The organism is Pseudoxanthomonas putridarboris (genome assembly GCF_038321125.1).
GTDB lineage: Bacteria > Pseudomonadota > Gammaproteobacteria > Xanthomonadales > Xanthomonadaceae > Pseudoxanthomonas_A > Pseudoxanthomonas_A putridarboris.
Window position 1 is genome coordinate 330,867 of sequence record NZ_JBBWWT010000003.1, and the last position, 18,391, is coordinate 349,257.

General features: G+C 69.2%; 13 protein-coding genes. 8 read left to right on the top strand and 5 right to left on the bottom strand.

The window, feature by feature from the left end:
- From AAD027_RS09000 to AAD027_RS09020, 5 genes are read left to right on the top strand one after another with little or no spacing between them, the layout of a single operon-like run.
- Window positions 1-5,508 carry a hypothetical protein gene (locus AAD027_RS09000; RefSeq protein ID WP_341725681.1) on the top strand — a complete coding sequence of 1,836 codons (5,508 nt, stop codon included), beginning with the start codon at window positions 1-3 and terminating at the stop codon, window positions 5,506-5,508.
- Complete coding sequence (locus AAD027_RS09005; RefSeq protein ID WP_341725682.1) at window positions 5,490-7,289, top strand: YncE family protein; 1,800 nt, start codon at window positions 5,490-5,492, stop codon at window positions 7,287-7,289. The genes AAD027_RS09000 and AAD027_RS09005 overlap by 19 nt, the downstream gene beginning before the upstream one ends.
- Complete coding sequence (locus AAD027_RS09010) at window positions 7,286-7,861, top strand: SCO family protein (protein ID WP_341725683.1); 576 nt, start codon at window positions 7,286-7,288, stop codon at window positions 7,859-7,861. The genes AAD027_RS09005 and AAD027_RS09010 overlap by 4 nt, the downstream gene beginning before the upstream one ends.
- The gene (locus tag AAD027_RS09015; RefSeq protein ID WP_341725684.1) at window positions 7,849-9,060 is read left to right on the top strand and encodes a c-type cytochrome; all 1,212 of its coding nucleotides are present in this window, start codon (window positions 7,849-7,851) and stop codon (window positions 9,058-9,060) included. The genes AAD027_RS09010 and AAD027_RS09015 overlap by 13 nt, the downstream gene beginning before the upstream one ends.
- 27 nt (window positions 9,061-9,087) lie before the next feature.
- Window positions 9,088-9,957, top strand: coding sequence for an aldo/keto reductase (locus AAD027_RS09020; protein ID WP_341725685.1), 870 nt, complete (start codon window positions 9,088-9,090; stop codon window positions 9,955-9,957).
- Between the two features lie 42 nt (window positions 9,958-9,999).
- Here AAD027_RS09020 and AAD027_RS09025 read toward each other — a convergent pair whose 3' ends face one another.
- Window positions 10,000-10,353 (bottom strand): winged helix-turn-helix transcriptional regulator, encoded by a 354-nt coding sequence (locus AAD027_RS09025; RefSeq protein ID WP_341725686.1) that lies wholly within the window; start codon window positions 10,351-10,353, stop codon window positions 10,000-10,002.
- 111 nt (window positions 10,354-10,464) lie between these two features.
- Here AAD027_RS09025 and AAD027_RS09030 point away from each other — a divergent pair, with 111 nt between their 5' ends.
- The 3 genes from AAD027_RS09030 (at window position 10,465) to azu (ending at window position 13,118) form a co-directional block, all read left to right on the top strand.
- On the top strand, window positions 10,465-11,049 hold the full coding sequence (locus AAD027_RS09030; protein ID WP_341725687.1) for an FMN-dependent NADH-azoreductase: 585 nt from the start codon (window positions 10,465-10,467) through the stop codon (window positions 11,047-11,049).
- A gap of 177 nt (window positions 11,050-11,226) precedes the next feature.
- Entirely contained in the window at window positions 11,227-12,627 is a 1,401-nt protein-coding gene (hemN, locus tag AAD027_RS09035; protein ID WP_341725688.1) for an oxygen-independent coproporphyrinogen III oxidase, read from the top strand.
- Between the two features lie 32 nt (window positions 12,628-12,659).
- Window positions 12,660-13,118, top strand: coding sequence for an azurin (gene azu / locus AAD027_RS09040; protein WP_341725689.1), 459 nt, complete (start codon window positions 12,660-12,662; stop codon window positions 13,116-13,118).
- A gap of 100 nt (window positions 13,119-13,218) precedes the next feature.
- Here the strand turns inward: azu and crcB are convergent, their stop codons facing one another.
- The 4 genes from crcB to AAD027_RS09060 all read right to left on the bottom strand — a co-directional run bounded on the left by crcB (window position 13,219) and on the right by AAD027_RS09060 (window position 18,332).
- Complete coding sequence (gene crcB, locus AAD027_RS09045; protein WP_341725690.1) at window positions 13,219-13,620, bottom strand: fluoride efflux transporter CrcB; 402 nt, start codon at window positions 13,618-13,620, stop codon at window positions 13,219-13,221.
- Window positions 13,621-13,623: 3 nt separating this feature from the next.
- A complete protein-coding gene (locus tag AAD027_RS09050) occupies window positions 13,624-15,003 on the bottom strand; it encodes a replication-associated recombination protein A (RefSeq protein ID WP_486660057.1) in 1,380 nt (459 codons plus the stop codon).
- A gap of 67 nt (window positions 15,004-15,070) precedes the next feature.
- Window positions 15,071-15,694, bottom strand: coding sequence for an outer membrane lipoprotein periplasmic chaperone LolA (lolA, locus tag AAD027_RS09055; protein ID WP_341725691.1), 624 nt, complete (start codon window positions 15,692-15,694; stop codon window positions 15,071-15,073).
- Between the two features lie 277 nt (window positions 15,695-15,971).
- Window positions 15,972-18,332, bottom strand: a complete 2,361-nt coding sequence (locus AAD027_RS09060) for a DNA translocase FtsK (protein ID WP_341725692.1) — start codon at window positions 18,330-18,332, stop codon at window positions 15,972-15,974.
- Between the last annotated feature and the right edge of the window lie 59 nt (window positions 18,333-18,391).

Sequence of the window (18,391 nt, forward strand, 5' to 3'; positions counted from 1 at the left end):
ATGAACATCACGCATCGAATGGCTTTGCTGCGCGGATCCCTGGCCGCGGCGACGCTGGCCCTGGCGTCCTGCGCCACGCTCGGCGACGGCAAGCGGCAGGAACAGCCGGGCGCGTGGACACCCAAGCGCGTCGTCACCGCCGACGTGGTGGCGATCAACCAGCCGCTGGTCTACAACCGGTTCGGTTCGCTCAATCCCTGGGGCATGGTGTATGCGCTGCGCGGGGACCTGGCGGATCCGGCCGCCGGCCCTGGCGAGGCCAGGCTCAAGCCCGAACGGCGGCCCCGTCCATTGGTGTTGCGGGTGGCCGAGGGCGACGAGTTGCGGATCCGTTTCCAGAACCTGCTGGCCGATGTGCAGTGGGTCGATGGCCAGGCGGTGTGCGACTCCGGTGCGGAAGGCGGGGAAGCGGAAGCGAACTCGATCAAGGACTTCACCTTGCCGCATCCGCCCAACGATCCGTGCAACCGGCGCGCCGGCATCGCCGTGGTCGGCCTGGCGCCGATCGACGGCAACGACCCGGTGCAGACCGGCCTGGTCAGCCCGGCGCCGGGCGATGCGGCGGTGGAATACCGCTACAAGGCGCAGAAGGCGGGTTCGTACTTCTTCTCCAGCCTGGCTGCGATCGCCGGCGGCGAAGGCAATGGCGGTTCGCTGACCCACGGCCTGTTCGGCATGGTGATCGTCGAGCCGGCCGGCAGCCGCTACTACCGCAGCCAGGTGCTGAAGGCCGATCTGGACTGCGCCCGCGATCCGGCCAACGGCGGCCCGGGCTGCCAGAGCGCGCCGGGCGCGGCCTGGCTGGACTACGAGGCCAGCCGCGACGGCAAGCCATTGCTCAACATGCTGCGCGCCAGCGACGACGGCAGCTACGAGATCGTGCACGGCGACCTGACCGCGATCGTGGTGGAGTCCGGTGCCGCGTCGCGCGTGGGCCAGCCGGCGTCCGACCAGTCGCGCGCCGGTGCGTCGGCCTGGCGCGAATTCACGATCGTCTTCCACGATGAGCTCAAGACCGTGCACCACCCCGACTTCGACGTGCTCAACACGCCCTCCGAAGGCGCCAGCAAGGCCGCGCAGGCACGGCATTCGCAGATGGTCGGCACCCGCGACGGCTTCGGCATCAACTACGGCGCCAGCGGCATGGGGACGGTGCTGATCGCCAACCGCCTGGGCAAGGGGCCGGCGCGCGACTGCGTGGACTGCGCCTACGAGGAATTCTTCCTGGGCAGTTGGGCGAACGGCGACCCGGCCCTGCTGGAGCAGTACGGCGACGACCCGAGCAATGTCTACCACTCCTACCTGGGCGATCGGGTCAAATTCCACAACGTGCATGCCGGGCCGAAGGAAACCCACGTGTTCCACCTGCACGCGCACCAGTGGCTGTCGCAGGCGTCCGAAGCGCCGGCGACGCCCGGTGGCCCGTTCCGCGCCAGCAAGGGCGACTACCTGGACTCGCAGACCATCGCCCCGTTCCAGAGCTTCAACTACGAGATCTATTACGGCGGCACCGGCAACCGCAACCTGACGCCGGGCGATTCGATCTTCCATTGCCACCTGTATCCGCATTTCGCGCAGGGCATGTGGGCGCTGTGGCGAGTACACGAAGTGCTCGAGGACGGCGCGCGCAAGCTGCCCGACGGCGGCGGCGCCTGGACCTTCGACCGTGGCGCCGGCTGGCGCTACGACCCGCGCGCTTACGCCGGCCCCGGCACCGACCGCGACACCGGGCTCCACGGCGCCGGCACCCCGATCCCGGCGCTGGTGCCATTGCCGGGACAGGCGCTGCCGCCGGAACCAACTTATGCCAATTCGCCGCCGGTGCTGCAGGCCGACGGCAGCCGTGCGCCGGTGATGCCCGGCTATCCGTTCTACATCGCCGGCAAGGCCGGCTACCGCGCGCCGCAACCGCCACGCGACCTGTTCGAGGACGCCGGGCTGCCGCGACACGTGACCGAGAAGCCCGATGGTTGCCCCGCCGGCATCAACGGCTGCGCGCGCATCGTGCCGACCCTGGCGCAGGCGCTGGACGCCGGCGACATGACCTACGAGATCAAGAAGGTGAAGGTGACGGTGCTGCCCAACGGCGGCGACGCCTACGAACGGGCGGCCATGAACTGGCACGCGGGACTTCCGGCGGACGCGAATCCATGGGACCAGGATGTGCTGCAACGGCTGGAAGCGCTGAAGGCATCGAAACCGGCGACGACACCGGTAACCCTGGAGGAACCGGAGGAACCGGACGCGCGGCCGACCCGCGGCTACCAGCCCTCCCTGCTGGTCGACCGCTACCGCGAAGGCGTCGCCGCGCCGTTCCTGGTCAATGGGTTGCGCGCCGCGCCCGGCGCGCCGTTCGCCAACCCTTGTCCCTTGAAGCAGGACGAGGCCGACCACTGGGTTCCGGGGCTGTCGTCGCTGGCCACCGGCACCCGGCTCTACGAAGTCTCGGCGGTCGAGCTGCAGTTGCTGGTGAACCAGTACGGCTGGCACGACAAGCAGGCGCGGATCAACGTGCTCAGCAAGCATGCCGACGGCTACAGCCTCAGAGCCCCGCCGCGCGCTGCGGATCCGTTCTTCTTCCGCGCCCATTCGGGCGAATGCATCGAGTTCCTCCACACCAACCGCACGCGCGACAAGACCGGCAAGGACGCGTTCCAGGTGGCCACGCCGACCGACGTCATCGGCCAGCACATCCACCTGGTGAAGTTCGACGTCACTTCGTCCGACGGCTCGGCCAACGGCTACAACTACGAGGACGGCACGCTGGCGCGCGACCACATCGAGCACATCATCCACGCGTCCAAGGTGCCGGGCGGCTCGGCGGTGCGCGCGGACACCGGCGAACCGGTCGCGCTGGAAGCCAAGACCGCCGGCGGCAAGCCGGTGTACCAGACTTCGATCCAGCGCTGGTGGGCCGACCCGCTGCTGGACTCGGAACGGCAAGACCGCACCATCGCCACGGTGTTCACCCACGACCACTTCGGGCCGTCCACGATCCAGCAGCACGGCTTCTATTCGGCGCTGCTGATCGAACCACCCGGCACCGTCTGGAAGCGGCCCGACGGCCGTCCGTTGGAGGATGGCGTCGGCACCCAGGCGATCATCGAGGTTCCGGAGGGCGTGGATACGCACGGCATGTCCGAGAACCTGCGTGTCACGCGCCGCGAGTTCGCGCTTGCGGTGGCGGACTTCGCCCTGCTCTACGATCGCAACGACCGGCCGATCGCGCCGCCGCACGGCGACCCGACCCGGCCCGAGGCGATCTCCGTCGATCACCACGATCCCTACCTGTTCAACTACCGCAACGAACCGGTGCCGCTGCGCATCGGCAGTTCGGAGAGCAGAAGTCACTGGGCCCAATACGATTCCGACGATGCTCGTAACGGCGAGCGCGGCGATCCGGCCAACCTGTTCAGTTCGGTGGTGCATGCTTTCCAATCTCCGCACAAGGACCACAAGGGCAGGTGCGCCGCCGACTCGAACACGCTCGGCAAAGATGACAGGGAGTACTGCCGACGCGCCAACAACTTGGCCACACTCGACACACGCGAGAACCATGCCTGGGGCGATCCCTCCACCGAGATCTTCGAGGCCTACGAGGGCGACCCGGTGCAGGTGCGCCTGATCCAGGGCGCGCAGGAAGTGCAGCACACCTTCACCCTGCACGGGCAAAGGTGGCGGCGACTGTCCGCCAATGACGCGAGCACCTGGGTGTCGGCGCAGGAAGTGGGCATCTCCGAGCACTTCGAAATGCACATGCAGGCGCAGCCTTCGACAAAGGGAAATGTGGAATGGCTGACCAGCGATTTCCTGTATCACGCCGGCTCGGTGGACGCGTTGTGGAACGGTGCCTGGGGCCTGTTCCGCACGTACGCCGACCCGGCCAGGAGCTTCGATCGCTCCCGCTTGGCCGATGACGACACGCCGACGCCGGTGCGCTGCCGGCTGGCGGCGCTCGACAAGCCGGTCGCCGGCGAAGCCGACCCCGACTGCCCCGACGTGCCCGCGCCTGCGACCGCGGCCAAGGACATCATGCCGCTCCGCTTGGCCGGACTGCCGGCCGGGAATGCGTTCCGCCCGGACCGCACGGTGGATGCGCGGCTGTTCTGCATCGAAGCGATCGACGAACCCATCGACTACAACGCCAGGCTGAAGATCAGCGATCCGGCCGCGGCGCGCTTCGTGCTGGTCGCGCAGGGCACGTTCACCATGGAACCGGATGGCTCGGGCGCTCCGTCCTGCGAGGATCTCGGCGAGGAAGCGACCGGCAACAGACTGGTATTGCCGAATGCTCTCGTCGAGCAAGGCAGACTCGTGCCGTTGCCGGTGCCGGACGACGCGCAAGCGCCGCTGGTGTTGCGCATGCGCAGCGGCGAGATGGCCCATGTCAACGTACTCCATCGCCTCGAGGCGCCGCTGGGACGCACGCGCGGCAACGCCGTGCTGCCGCCGATCGTGTCGCGCCGGGAAGACGGAGTGTCGCTCAACGACAGCCTCACCCCCAGCAGCATCGTCGGACTGCATGCGTCCACCGTCAGTTACCAGGTGCACGAGTCCGACGGCGTCAACGTCGGCTTCAACAACGCTGAGGAACCCGATCCGGGCAATACCGAGCCGATGCCGAATCCGTCCGAGACGGCAGCCGGTGGCATGCCCGCCACCGTCAGCTGGTATGCGGGGCACGTGGCGACCCGGCGCTCGGAGTCCGTGCTGGAACTGGAATGGATCCCGTTCGCCACCGAGACCGGCATGGTCGCCACCCTGTCGTCGATGACCGACCCGATCCGGCACCCGGTCGCCGGCCTGGTCGGCGCGCTGGTGATCGAACCGGCCGACGCGGAACTGGACCAGGCCTACCTCGACGGCCAGGTGCGGCCGGGCGGTACCCAGGCGCGGCTCTGCCGCGGCAGCGGGTCCAGGCGCGAGTGCTGGGACGAGATGGTGCTGGTCTACCAGGACGGGCTGAACCTCAAGCATGAAGAAGCCCTGCACACGATCCCCGATTGCCACGTCTGCGACGACAGTTACGACAGCGGCGACACCGGGCTCAACTACCGCACCGAACCGTTCTGGGCGCGGCTGGGGCTGCCACGCGAGGTCCCGGGTGAAAACGCCGGCGATCCGCCAACGCTGGTCGACCTCAACAACCACTACCCGCCCGCCGACTACCTGCTGCCTACCAGGGAGCACCCGGTGGCGACCCCGACCTTCTGCACCGCGCCCGGCGAGCGCGTGGTGGTGCATGCGGTGCATCCGGGCGGTCGCGCGCGGCAGCGCAGCTTCATCAGCTACGGCAACCGCTACGACGATCTGTCCATGCCGCGCTTCGGCTCGCCCTCGTCCAGCCTGTTGGCGCCGCAGAAGGCGGCGACCATGGACCTGGGACGGATCAACGAAGGCCTGTGGCTGTACCGGGACGGCACCGCGTTCCTGATGGCGGGCGGCGCGTGGGGCTACATCGATGCGCGCGCCAGCAAGCCCGACGGCGCATGCGCCGCGGCGCCATGATGCGGTCGATCTGCCTGGGGCTGCTGGTGCTCGCGCTGGGCTGCGGGCCGGCGCTGGCGGACGGGCGTGCGATCCGGGTCGAACTGGCGGCCGAAACCGGCGGCGGCGCGCGCGCCGGCGAGCCGGCGGCGGTGTCGGTGCGGGTGCAGGACCCGGCCAGCGGCTTCCCGCTGACCGGGCTGACCCCGGCGTTGTGGCTGCTGCCGCTGACCGCCGGCGAACTGGAGGAAGGCTGCGAGCAACAGGTCAACCGGCTGGCGGGCGCCGCCGCCCCGCCCCGCGGCAGCGTGGATGTGAATGGCTTCGACCTCATCCAGGCCACATCCGAGGGACGGCTGGCATGGGTCGATCCGCTGCTCAACCTGGCCAGCGCCAACCTCAGGGGCATCCTCGATGTGGGCGAAGTCCCGATCGCCTGGGCGCTGGAGCCCGGCGGACGGGTGCTGGCGGTGGCGACCGCGGGCGACCGGCGGTTGCGCCGGATCGACCTGGCCAGCTTCAAGCAGACGGACGCGATGCCCTTGCCGGCCGAACCGGTGGCGATGGTCGCCTCGGCCGGCACGCTCTGGACCGGACTGGCGGACGGCAGCGTGCTGGCCGGGGGGCCGGCCGGCAGCCGGTATCCCCTGGGCGACGGTGCGGTCCACCTGAGCGCGACGCCGCTCGGAGCGCTGGCGGTCGCCGCGTCCGGCCACGGTGCCTTCCTGCGAGGCGGCGGAATCGCGGCGAGCGTCGAACTGGGTGCGCCTATCCGCGCGCTGGGGTATTCGCCGCTGGCCGACAGCGGCTATGCGGTCGAAGCCGATGGCCGTGGCCTGCGGGTGGTGCCGCAGGACGACCCGCAGGCGGTCCGCCGGATCGCGCTGCCGCGGCCGACGCGCGCGCTGGCGGTGGCGCCGGAGGGACGCTGGATCGCGCTGGTCGCGGACGACGGCCTGGCCGTCGATATCTTCGACACGGTGCGCGACCGCATCCGCTGGACCATCGAGGTCCACGATCCGGTGATCGCGGCGGATTTCAGCGATGCCTTCCTGTACCTGATGCACGCGCGCCAGGGTGGTGCGAGCCGGGTGGTGTTCGACCCCCAGGGCGGGCCGCCCGGGGTGGTCACGATCGCCGCCGGTTCCACCGCCCAGGGCGAACAGCAGGCCGGCCCGCTGCCGCTGCTGGCGCGGATCCCGGCCGCCGGCATGTTGCTGGCCAGCAGCCGCGACCGCCAGGCCTTCATGGTCAACGACGACAACGCCCAGGCGGCGATGTCCAGCCTGCCGCTGCGGGCGGGAGCGCCGGCCGGCATCCTGTTGCGCTACCGCGGCCTGGAACCCGCCGCCGGCGAGCGCGGCCTGTACCGCGCCGACGTGGTGCTGCCGCGTGGCGGCGACTACATGGCCGTGGTCCGCACGGAGCGTCCGGCGCTGGCGCATTGCGCGCGGCTGACGGTAGCGCCGGCCGACGGCGAAGCTCCGGCCGTCGCGATCGAGGCCGAGGCGCCGCCGGTCGAACGGCAACTGCTGGCGGACACAGGGCAGGACGACGACGGCCAGGTGCTGGACTTCACCATCACGGGTTCGCCGCGGGCCACGCTGCTGGCCGCCTCGCTGGTCGGCGACGGCTGGCAGCGCACGCCGCGCGACCTCCAGCGCCGCGCGCACGGCTACCGCATGCGGATCGATGGCGCGGCCGTGCCGTTCACGCTGTTCGTGCGTTACCGCGACCGCGAGGGCGGCCCTGCGAGGGTGCTCGCGACGCCGGTGCACGACGCGCGGAGCGACGCGCCATGACGATCCGGCTTTCGCGCCGTTCCCTGCTTGGCGCCGCGCTGGGCGCCGGCGTCGCCGGCATGGCGCCGGCTTTCGCCGCACAGCGACCGTTGCAAGCGCCGGTGAAGCTGGTCGATGCGTCGATGCTCGACGTGCACGCCGGACGCCAGCTGCGACTGGTCAGCGACGTGATGCGCGGCCGGGTGGTGGCGCTGAGCTTCTTCTTCACCGGCTGCTCCACCGTCTGCCCGGTGCAGGCGCTGGCGATGGCGCACGCGCAAAAGCGCCTGGGCAATGCGCTGGGCGCGCGGGTGGCGTTGGTGTCCATCTCCATCGACTGGTACGGCGACACCGAGCAGGACATCCGCCGCTTCGCCGCCGCGCACGGTGCCGGTACGCACTGGCATTTCCTCAAGGCGCCGCCGGCCACGGTGGACGCGGTGCGCGAAGGCTTCGACGCCTACGCGCCGCAGCGCGACAACCATCCGCCGGTGGTCGCCGTCGGCCGCGCCGGCAGCCGCGAATGGAGCCGGCTCTATGGGCTGCCCTCGGGCGACACGATCGCGGACGAGATCGGCGCGTGGTTGGCCTGAGGCGGCAGGCGGCCGGCCTGCTGCTGGGCCTGGCCTGCGCCACGGTGGCGGCACAGGCCGATGCTCCCGGCCGCCAGCTGTACCAGCACGGCCGAGGCCAGGATCCGGTCGCCGTCAGTCTTGGCGATCCGCCCGTGCGCGTGCCGGAAGAACGCTATGCCTGCGCGCGTTGCCATGGGGCCAGCGGCATGGGAGGAAGCGAAGGCGGGATCGCCGCGCCGGCGCTGGCCGCGAATGGGCCGTCCGGCGAAGCGCGGCTGGCCTGGCTCGAAGCCGCGCTGCGCGAAGGCCGTGGCCGCGACGGCCGCAGGCTGTTGCCGGCGATGCCGCGCTATGCCCTGTCGCGGCGCGACCTGGTGGCGCTGGCCGATTATCTTTCGCGCCTGCCCTATGCCGCGCAGCCGGGCCTGGATCCGCACCGGCTGCGGATCGCACTGGACATGTCGGGCACGCCGTTCCCGCCGGCCGGACAGGCCTGGTTGCGTGCCGACCTGCGGGCGACGGTGGAGCGGCTCAATCGCGAAGGCGGGCTGTTCGGTCGCACCCTGGAACTGGTGGACGACGACCGCGACGCCTACTTCGGTTTGGGCTGGGTCGCCGATCCCGGACGCGGCCTGCCGCACCTGGCCGTGCGCGCGCCGCCGGACCCGGCTGCCCCGCCCTGCAACGGCTGTTGCGCCACCCTGCATCCCGGCCTCGCCGCGCAACTGGATTGGCTGCGCACCCATCTGCGCGACCAGGGCCTGACGCCGGCGTTGCAAGGTTCGTTGGCGGGTGCGCTGGGCGCGGCCGATGCTTCCACCGACCAGCCGACCGCCACGGTTTATGTGGGCGATCCTGCTGGATTGCCCTCACCCCGTATAGACGCGCCGGTCTACGCCTTCGCCGACCTCGGCCTGCCGGCTGTCCCGCGCGACGACGTACTGCTGGTTTCGCCGGTCGAGCTGCACGAACAGATGGCGGAGGTCGAACGCCTGCAACAGGCCGAACAGGCGTTGCGCGCCTCGCCGCGCCTGGCCACCGCCGCGGTGGAACTGCGCAAGGCACTGGCGCTGTTCGTGGAGGCACTGGCGTCGAGCGGCCGCCAGGCGAGCGCGGCCGAGGTATGCGCGCGGCTGCTGGCGCAAGCCCCGGCGCGGCAGCGGGTGAGCCTGCTGCGGCTCTCCGACGGCACGGTGGTCGCATCCGGCGAGCCGTGACATCTTATTCCCTTGGGCTACGTCGACATGAACATCGAAACAGACATCACCGCTTCCGGTACGTTCCGCATCGGAGGAGACATCCGGATCCACCGCCTGGGCTTCGGCGCCATGCGCATCACCGGCCCCGGCATCTGGGGAGCGCCCGCCGATCAGGCGGAAGCGCTGCGCACCCTGCGGCGCCTTCCGGAACTGGGCGTCGACTTCATCGACACGGCCGACTCCTACGGTCCGGACGTATCGGAACTGCTGATCCATGAAGTGCTGCATCCTTACGATGGCCTGCTGGTCGCCACCAAGGGCGGCCTGAACCGTGGCGGCCCGGACCAGTGGGGCATCGATGGCCGCCCCGAGCGCCTGGTAGAACAGGCGCTGCGCAGCCGGGACAAGCTGGGCGTCGAAACCATCGCGCTCTGGCAGCTCCATCGCGTCGATCCGACGGTTCCCCGCGACGAGCAGTTCGCGGCCGTGCGGCAACTGTTCGACGAGGGCGTGATCCGCCACGCCGGGCTCAGCGAAGTATCCGTTGACGACATCGAGCAAGCCCGCCGGTTCTTCCCGGTCGCCACCGTGCAGAACCGCTACAACCTCACCGATCGGGCCAGCGAGGACGTGCTGGCCTACTGCGAAGCGCACGCCATCGGTTTCATCCCCTGGTATCCGCTCGGCGCCGGCGACCTGGCGCGAAGCGACTCGCCGTTGCAGGCGGTGGCGCGGCGCCATGGCGCGAGCCCGGGGCAGATCGCGCTGGCCTGGCTGCTTCGCCGCAGCCCGGTGATGCTGCCGATTCCCGGCACGTCCAAGGTGGCCCATCTCGAGCAGAACGTCGCCGCGGCCGCCATCGCGCTGTCCGACGAGGACTACGCCTCGCTCGATGCGATGGGCAGTCGCGGCTGACGCATCGCCAGGCCATGGGCGACGCAGCGCATGCGCGCGGTTTCAGCACGACTCCGTTGCGTCTCCCTTTACCCACACGAAGATCGCCTTGAACACCGGCGCGAGGCCCTTCGCCTTGGAGGTGATCTCGTATTCGACCCGGGGCGGGACTTCCGGGTAGACGGTACGGACCACCATGCCGTCCTGTTCCAGTTCGCGCAGCTGGCTGGTGAGCATGTGCTGGGTGATGCCGGGCAGCGCCCGCCGCAGTTCGTTGAAGCGATGGACGTGCTGGCTGAGCAACCAGAGGATCTCCAGCTTCCACTTGCCGTTGAACGTGCGGATCGCATCGCGGATATCCGTGTTGAACGCGTTGCAGTTCTCCACGTTGTCGTGCTCGTCGGTACGTTTTTCCATACCTGGTACTGATTTCCATCCTTCTTGTTGGCGGGTATCGCCGCGCCTAGATTACTCCGCACCCATCAGTGGCGCTCGATGAGCGACGCCCGACAAACGAGAAACCATTCCATGAACATCCTCCACATCGATTCCAGCATACAAGGCGAGCAGTCGGTCAGCCGGCAGCTTTCGGCGGCGATCGTCGCGCGGCTAAAGGAGCTTTCGCCCTCGGCCAGCGTCGTCTACCGCGACCTGGCGCGCGAGCCGATCCCGCAGTTCTCGCCGGCCATCGCGCAGGGACAACAGTCCGATGTCCTCGCAAGCGTGCTGGATGAAGTGCTGCAGGCCGACACCATCGTCGTCGGCGCGCCGATGTACAACTTCAGCGTGCCGTCCCAGCTCAAGTCGTGGCTGGATGCGCTGGTGGTGCCGGGACGCACCTTCCGCTACGAGAACGGCGGCGTCGAAGGCCTGCTGGGCGGCAAGCGCGTGATCATCGCCTCTTCCCGTGGCGGCTTCTACGGCCCGGAGACGCCCTATGCGGCGGCCGACCATCAGGAACCCCTTCTGCACAGCCTGCTCGGCTTCCTCGGCATCACCGACATCGACGTAGTGCGCGCCGAAGGCGTCCGCATGGGCGACGAGCAGGCGACCAGCGCGATCGCTTCGGCACTGGAGCGCGTCGCCGCGATCGAGCGCCCGCTGGCCGCCTGATTCGGCAAGACCTCACGCGGCTGGAATGCGCGGGCGACGCGCTGCTTCCGGACAGCGCGGCCGCCCCCTCCGTCCTCCCGCCGTCCCGGCGAGGTTCGGGCCCAGGCGGCAGCGGGGAAGACGGAACCATTGATTCCAATCAATGCCCCGCGCCGATGGCCGCCCTAGCCTGTCGCCATGGCTTCGCCCTTCCCTCCTCCGCTGTTCGACCCGGACCTGTTGCGGCGCCATGACCGGCCCGGGCCGCGGTACACCTCCTATCCCACCGCGCCGCAGTTCAGCGCGGCGTTCGGGCCCGAGCAACTGCGCCAGCACGTGGCCGCCAGCAACCGCAGCGACCGCCCACTGTCCCTCTATGTCCACGTACCGTTCTGCAGCAGTCCCTGCTTCTACTGCGGCTGCAACCGCGTCATCACCCGCGACAAGGCGCGCGGCGAACTCTACCTGGACTACCTGTATCGCGAGATCGCCCGCATGGCGCCGCTGTTCGATGGCGGGCGACCGGTGGTGCAGCTGCATTTCGGTGGCGGCACGCCCAACTTCCTGACACCGGAACAGATCGCCGACTGCGTGGCCGAGCTGCGCAGCCAGTTTTCCTTCGCCGGCCCGGACGTGCTGGACTGCTCCATCGAACTCGACCCGCGTTTCGTCGGCCCGGACGACATCGCCGCGCTGGCCAGCGCAGGCTTCAACCGCGCCAGCCTGGGCGTGCAGGATTTCGATCCGGACGTACAGAAAGCCGTCAACCGCGTGCAGGGCGTGGAGGAAACGCTGGCCATCATCGCCGCGTGCCACGGGCACGGCATCGGCTCGGTCAACGTCGACCTGATCTATGGCCTGCCCAGGCAGACGCGCGAAGGCTTCGAGCGCACGCTGGAGATCACCCTGCGGGCACGGCCGGAGCGCATCGCCGTGTACAGCTACGCGCACCTGCCGGCGCTGTTCAAGCCGCAGCAACGCATCCGTCTGGAGGACCTCCCCAGCGTCGAGGACAAGCTGTCGCTGCTGCACAGCGCCATCGACAGACTGGTGGCCGCCGGCTACGTCTACATCGGCATGGACCACTTCGCCCTGCCCGGCGACGAACTGGCGCGCGCGCAGGCGCGCGGCGGGCTGCATCGCAACTTCATGGGTTACACCACCCACGCCGAAAGCGACCTGGTCGGCTTCGGGGTCAGCGCCATCAGCCACATCGACGACAGTTTCAGCCAGAACCCGCGCGACATCGCCAGCTGGGAACACGCCATCGACGACGGCCGGCTGCCGGTCTGGCGCGGGATGGCGCTGGGCCGGGACGACGTGCTGCGCGCCGATGTCATCCAGCAGTTGATGTGCCATGGCGAACTGGACTACGCCACGATCGGCAGGCGCCATGGCATCGACTTCGCCGAATACTTCGCCGATGCGCTGGCGCGGCTCCCCGCGCTGGAGGAAGACGGGCTGCTGGAGTTCACCGCGACCGGTTTCCGGGCCACGCCGCGCGGCCGGTTGCTGCTGCGCGTGATCGCGATGTGCTTCGACCGCTATCTGCCTGCCGATCCGCCGCCCGACGCGCCGCGGTTCTCGAGGACCGTCTGATTTCCTGCCACCCCACTCCCTGGAGCCTCCCGATGAATGCCCTGTCCCGCGGCCTCGCCGCGCTTGTCTTGCTGCTCGCCGCGTCCGCCACTCAGGCGGCGGACAATTGCACCATCGCGCTGAAAGCCGACGACGCGATGAAGTACGACCTGTCCGCCGTCACCGTGTCGGCGTCCTGTCCGGCCATCCGCATCGAACTGGTCCACACCGGCAAGCTGCCGGTCGCCGCGATGGGCCACAACGTGGTGATCACCGCGGCGACGGACGTGGCGGCCGTCGCGAGCGCCGGATTGAAAGCCGGCGCGGCGGCGCACTACCTGCCGAAGGACGATGCCCGCATCATCGCCTCGACCGTCATGATCGGCGGCGGCCAGACGGCCAGCGCCAGCTTCTCCGGCAGGAAGCTGGTGGCCGGTGGCGACTATGCCTTCTTCTGCAGCTTCCCCGGCCACTCGGCCTTGATGAAGGGCAAGGTGAACGTGGTGAAGTGATGCCCGTGGCTCGGCGGCATGGCCGATGGAGGGGACGCCGGTTTCCCCGTGAAGCCTTGCCGCAGGCCGGGTTCGCCCTGCGTCGGTCGGTGGCGATGGCTTACCAGAACGGCGCGCGCATGGCGGTGCGGGCGCCCAGCCATACCAGCGTCAATCCCAGCACCATGCTCAGCAGCAGGTAGCCCAACAGCAAGGCACTGCGGTCGGCGCGCGCGAACAGCAGGCACTCCGCCATCAGCGCCGAGAACGTTGTCAGCCCGCCTATCAGGCCGACCATCAGGAACGCGCGCCAGTAGACGGCGGAAGGACCGCGCGTCTCCAGCCAGACCAGCAGGAAGCCCGCGACGAACGAGCCCACCATGTTGACCGCGAAGGTGCCCCACGGGAAACCGCTGCCCAGTTGCCGCAGCAGCACGCCGCCCACCCAGAACCGCCCCGCCGCGCCGAGCGCGCCGCCCACCATGACCAGCCCCAGTTGCTGCCACCAGATCACGGTCGGCATCGGTCACTTCTCTCCCTGTCCCTCGTGGCCACTGGATTCGCGCGCCTGCCGACGTGCTTCGCGCAGGCGCTCCAGCTTTTCCTTCAGCTTGATCTCCAGCCCGCGTTCCACCGGCTGGTAGTACACCTGTTCGCCCATCGCATCGGGGAAGGCGGTCTGGTCCAGCGCGATGCCGCCTTCGGCATCGTGGTCGTACTGGTAGCCGGTGCCGTAGCCGAGTTCCTTCATCAGCTTGGTCGGCGCGTTGCGCAGGTGCATGGGCACGTCCTGCGTGCCGTATTCGCGCACGTCGCGCTTGGCCGCGTTGAAGGCCATGTAGCCGGCGTTGGACTTGGCGGTGCTTGCCAGGTAGATGACCAGTTGCGCCAGCGCCAGGTCGCCTTCCGGGCTGCCCAGGCGGTCGTAGGTATCCCAGGCGTCGATGGCCATCTGCAGGGCGCGCGGGTCGGCCAGGCCGATGTCCTCCACCGCCATGCGGGTCATGCGCCGCGCCAGGTAGGCCGGGTCGCAACCGCCATCCAGCATGCGCGCCAGCCAGTACACGGCGCCATCCGGGTTGGAACTGCGCACCGACTTGTGCAGCGCCGAGATCTGGTCGTAGAACTGCTCGCCGCCCTTGTCGAAGCGGCGCGTGCGGTCGGCCAGCACCTGCACCAGCGTCTGCGGGGTGATGCGGTTGCCTTCGTCCGCGGCCAGTTCGGCCGCGATCTCCAGCAACGTCAGCGCACGACGCACGTCGCCATCGGCGGCGCCGGCGATCTCGCGCAGCGCGTCGTCGTCCACCTGCAGGCCCTGCCCACCGAAGCCGCGTTCGCCGTCGTCCAGCGCCTGCCGCAGCGCGTGCCGGATATCGTCCACGGAGACGGCCTCCATTACGTGCACACGGCAGCGCGACAGCAGCGCGGAGTTCAGCTCGAAGGAGGGATTCTCGGTGGTGGCGCCGACGAAGATGATGGTGCCGCGCTCGATGTGCGGCAGGAACGCATCCTGCTGAGCCTTGTTGAAGCGATGCACCTCGTCCACGAACAGCACCGTGCGGCGGCCGCCGGCGAAACGCTGCGCGGCCTCGGCCAGCACCTGGCGCACTTCCGGCAGGCCGGACAGCACCGCGGAGATCGCCTTGAACTCGGCATCGGCGTACTTGGCCAGCAACAGCGCCAGCGTGGTCTTGCCGCAGCCGGGCGGCCCCCACAGGATCATCGAATGCACGTGGCCGGATTCCACCGCGCGGCGCAAGGCGCTGCCGGGCGCCAGCAGGCGGCGCTGGCCGACCATTTCGTCCAGCGTGCGCGGGCGCATGCGCTCGGCCAGCGGGCGCAACGCCTCGTTGTCGACGCTCAGCAGGTCGGCCTGCGGTTCGAGTGGGATGCGGGTTCTGGCCACGCGCCCATTGTAGCGTCGCGCAGGTACCGGTTCTGTCCGCGATTCGCGGAGTCGCCCCGCGGACGGCTCAGGGGCCGCCGACCACGTCCACGCCCGGCGCCGGTTCGTACTTGAAGGTGCCGGCGGCGAAGGAGGGATTCCGCTTCCAGCCGGCGAAGCTGATCTCGGTACGCTGGCCCACCGCGTCCTTCACTTCCATCTTCACCAGCGCGCCATCGTCGAAGGCCAGGCGCGCGGTCTGGAAGCTGGCGTCGCCCTCCCGCTTCGGCGTCAGGGTCAGCCACTGCAGGCCGCCCTGCCCCGGCGCTTCGCTGACGTTGAACTGCTGGTCCAGCTTGCCCGGATCGATCAGCGCCGCGAGCGGGCTGTTCTCTTCCTCGATGCCCTGCTCGCGCACCGTGGCCTGCTGCAGGTCGGGGTCGTAGACCCAGACCTTGCCGCCATCGGCCACGATCAGTTGTTCGTAGGGCCTGTTGTATTCCCAGCGGAACAGGCGCGGCGCCGACATCGCGACGCGGCCGCTGGAGCTTTCCTTCAACTTGCCGCCGCCATCGAACACCTGCTGGGTGAACTGCCCGTCCAATCCCTTCAGGCCGGTGGTGAAGGTCTTCAGTTCGTCGCGCGCGCCGGCGAAGGCGCTGCCGGCGATCAGGGCGGTGGCGAGGATGGCGTAGCGGGCGGTGCGGAGCATGGCGGGTTCCGGTGGAGACAGGATGGATGAAGTGTGGCGGGGGAAAACTGAACAGGAGGAAATGAAGCCCGAATGTGTTCAGGGCCAGCATCGCCTCCCATCACTGTGGGAGCGACGTGAGTCGCGACCGGAAAACCTGGATGCGCAAGACAAAACCCCTGAGGCACTCATCTGCCTCGATCCGTGTCCGAGGGCTTTGCTGTTCATCGTCGCGACTCACGTCGCTCCCACATGGAAAACATTCCCGCATGGGAAACATCCACGAGGACAGTGACGATTACCGCGGCGGCGGCGGCGCCAGCACCTGGCGGTCGCCGTTGTGTTCGGGCGGGCTGACCACGCCGGCCGCTTCCATCGCCTCGATCAGGCGGGCGGCGCGGTTGTAGCCGATCTTCAATCGGCGCTGGACGCCGGAGATCGACGCGCGGCGGCTCTCGGTGACGATCTTCACCGCCTCGTCGTACAGCGGGTCGGACTCGTCGCCACCACCGCCGCCGGATTCGGGCAGGCCGGTCGGGCCGACGACGATGCCGTCGCCCATGGTCTGCACTTCCTCCAGCACGCCTTCGATGTAGTCGGCGCTGCCGCTGGCCTTGAGATGCTCGACCACGCGGTGCACTTCCTCGTCGCTGACGAAGGCGCCGTGGATGCGCTCGGGCATGGCGGTGCCCGGCGGCAGGTACAGCATGTCGCCGTGGCCCAGCAGCGTCTCCGCGCCGGACTGGTCCAGGATGGTGCGCGAGTCGATCTTCGAGCTGACCTGGAAAGCGATGCGGGTGGGGATGTTGGCCTTGATCAAACCGGTGATCACGTCCACCGACGGGCGCTGCGTGGCCAGGATCAGGTGGATGCCGGCCGCACGCGCCTTCTGCGCCAGGCGGGCGATCAATTCCTCGACCTTCTTGCCGACGATCATCATCATGTCGGCGAATTCGTCGATGAAGATGACGATGAACGGCATCGGCTCCAGCGGGCGCGGCGCTTCGGCCAGGTCCGGGTTCGGCTTGAACAGCGGGTCCATCATCGGCTGGCCGGCGTCCTGCGCGTCCTTCACTTTTTTGTTGAAGCCGGCCAGGTTGCGCACGCCCACCGCGCTCATCAGCTTGTAGCGGCGCTCCATCTCGGCCACGCACCAGCGCAGGCCGTTGGCGGCCTCCTTCATGTCAGTGACCACCGGCGCCAGCAGGTGCGGGATGCCCTGGTAGACGCTGAGCTCCAGCATCTTCGGGTCGATCATCAGCATGCGCAGGTCTTTCGGCGAGGCCTTGTACAGCAGGCTCAGCACCATCGCGTTGACCGCCACCGACTTGCCCGAACCGGTGGTGCCGGCCACCAGCAGGTGCGGCATGCGCGCCAGGTCGGCCACCGTGGGCCGGCCGGCGATGTCCTTGCCCAGCGCCAGCGTCAGCACGCTGCCGGACTTATCGTATTCCTTCGAGCGCAGCAGTTCGGAGAGGAAGATCATCTCGCGGCTGGTGTTGGGGATCTCCAGGCCGATCACCGACTTGCCCGGGATCACGTCCACCACGCGCACCGACTTCACCGACAGGCCGCGCGCGATGTCCTTGTCCAGCGAACTGATCTGGCTGACCTTCACGCCCGGCGCCGGTTCCATCTCGAAACGGGTGATGACCGGGCCCGGATAGGCGCCGACCACCTGCGCGTCGATGCGGAAGTCCTTCAGCTTGAATTCGATCTGCCGCGACAGCGTTTCCAGGGTTTCCTCGGAATAGCCCTTGGTCTGCGGCTTGGGATCGTCCAGCAGCGACAGCGGCGGCAGGCCGGATTCGTCGCCGCCGGTGCCGTGGAACAACGGGATCTGCTGTTCGCGCTTGGCGCGCTCGCTCTTCTCGATGACCGGCGCCGGCGGCGGCTCGATCCTCACCGGATCGCGCTTGGCGCGCGCCACGGCGTCGATCTTGCGGACGATCTCGCGTTCCTCGCGCATCGCGCGGGTCTGCTGCCACTCGTTGGCCTGCTGGCTGCCGCGACGGAACAGGTCCGGGACCATCAACACGTACTTGCCGATGCGCTCCATCACCGCGAACCACGACAGGCCGGTCGACAGCGTCACCGACACCAGGAACAGCACCAGCAGGAACAGGTTGCCGCCCAGGCTGCCGAACCCGGCCAGCAGCGACTTGCCCACCAGCGAGCCGAGGATGCCGCCCGCCCCTTCGGGCAGCGCGGCCGCGGAAACGCCGCGCAGGTACAGCAGGCCGCTGGCGGAAATCAGGAACCCCACCATGCCGACCAGCCGCAGCGCCGGCCCCAGGTCCGCATCGCCATCGCCGTCGCTGTCCATGCCGAACAGCGCGATCCACGCCACCGCGCCCAGGATGACCGGCAGCAGGAAGGCCACGTAACCGCAGAACGCCAGCAGCATGGCCGACACCCAGGCCCCGGCCAGGCCGCCCATGTTCCTGACCGGCGCGGTCAGGCTGCCAGCCTGCGACCAGCTCGGGTCGGTGGGCGAAAAGGTGAAGAGGCTGGCCAGCAGGTACAGCAGCAACGGCGCGATGGCGATCAGCGCCAGGTCGCGCCACAGTTTCTGGCGGCGCGGATTGGCGGCGGCCTGCTTGCGCGCGGCCGCGTTGGCGCCCTTGGATTTGCCGCTTTCCGGGAGCTGTTTTGCCACCTTTCGATCAGACCTTAGGAAAATGTCATTAGTCCTTGATAATAAACGAATCAGAGGCG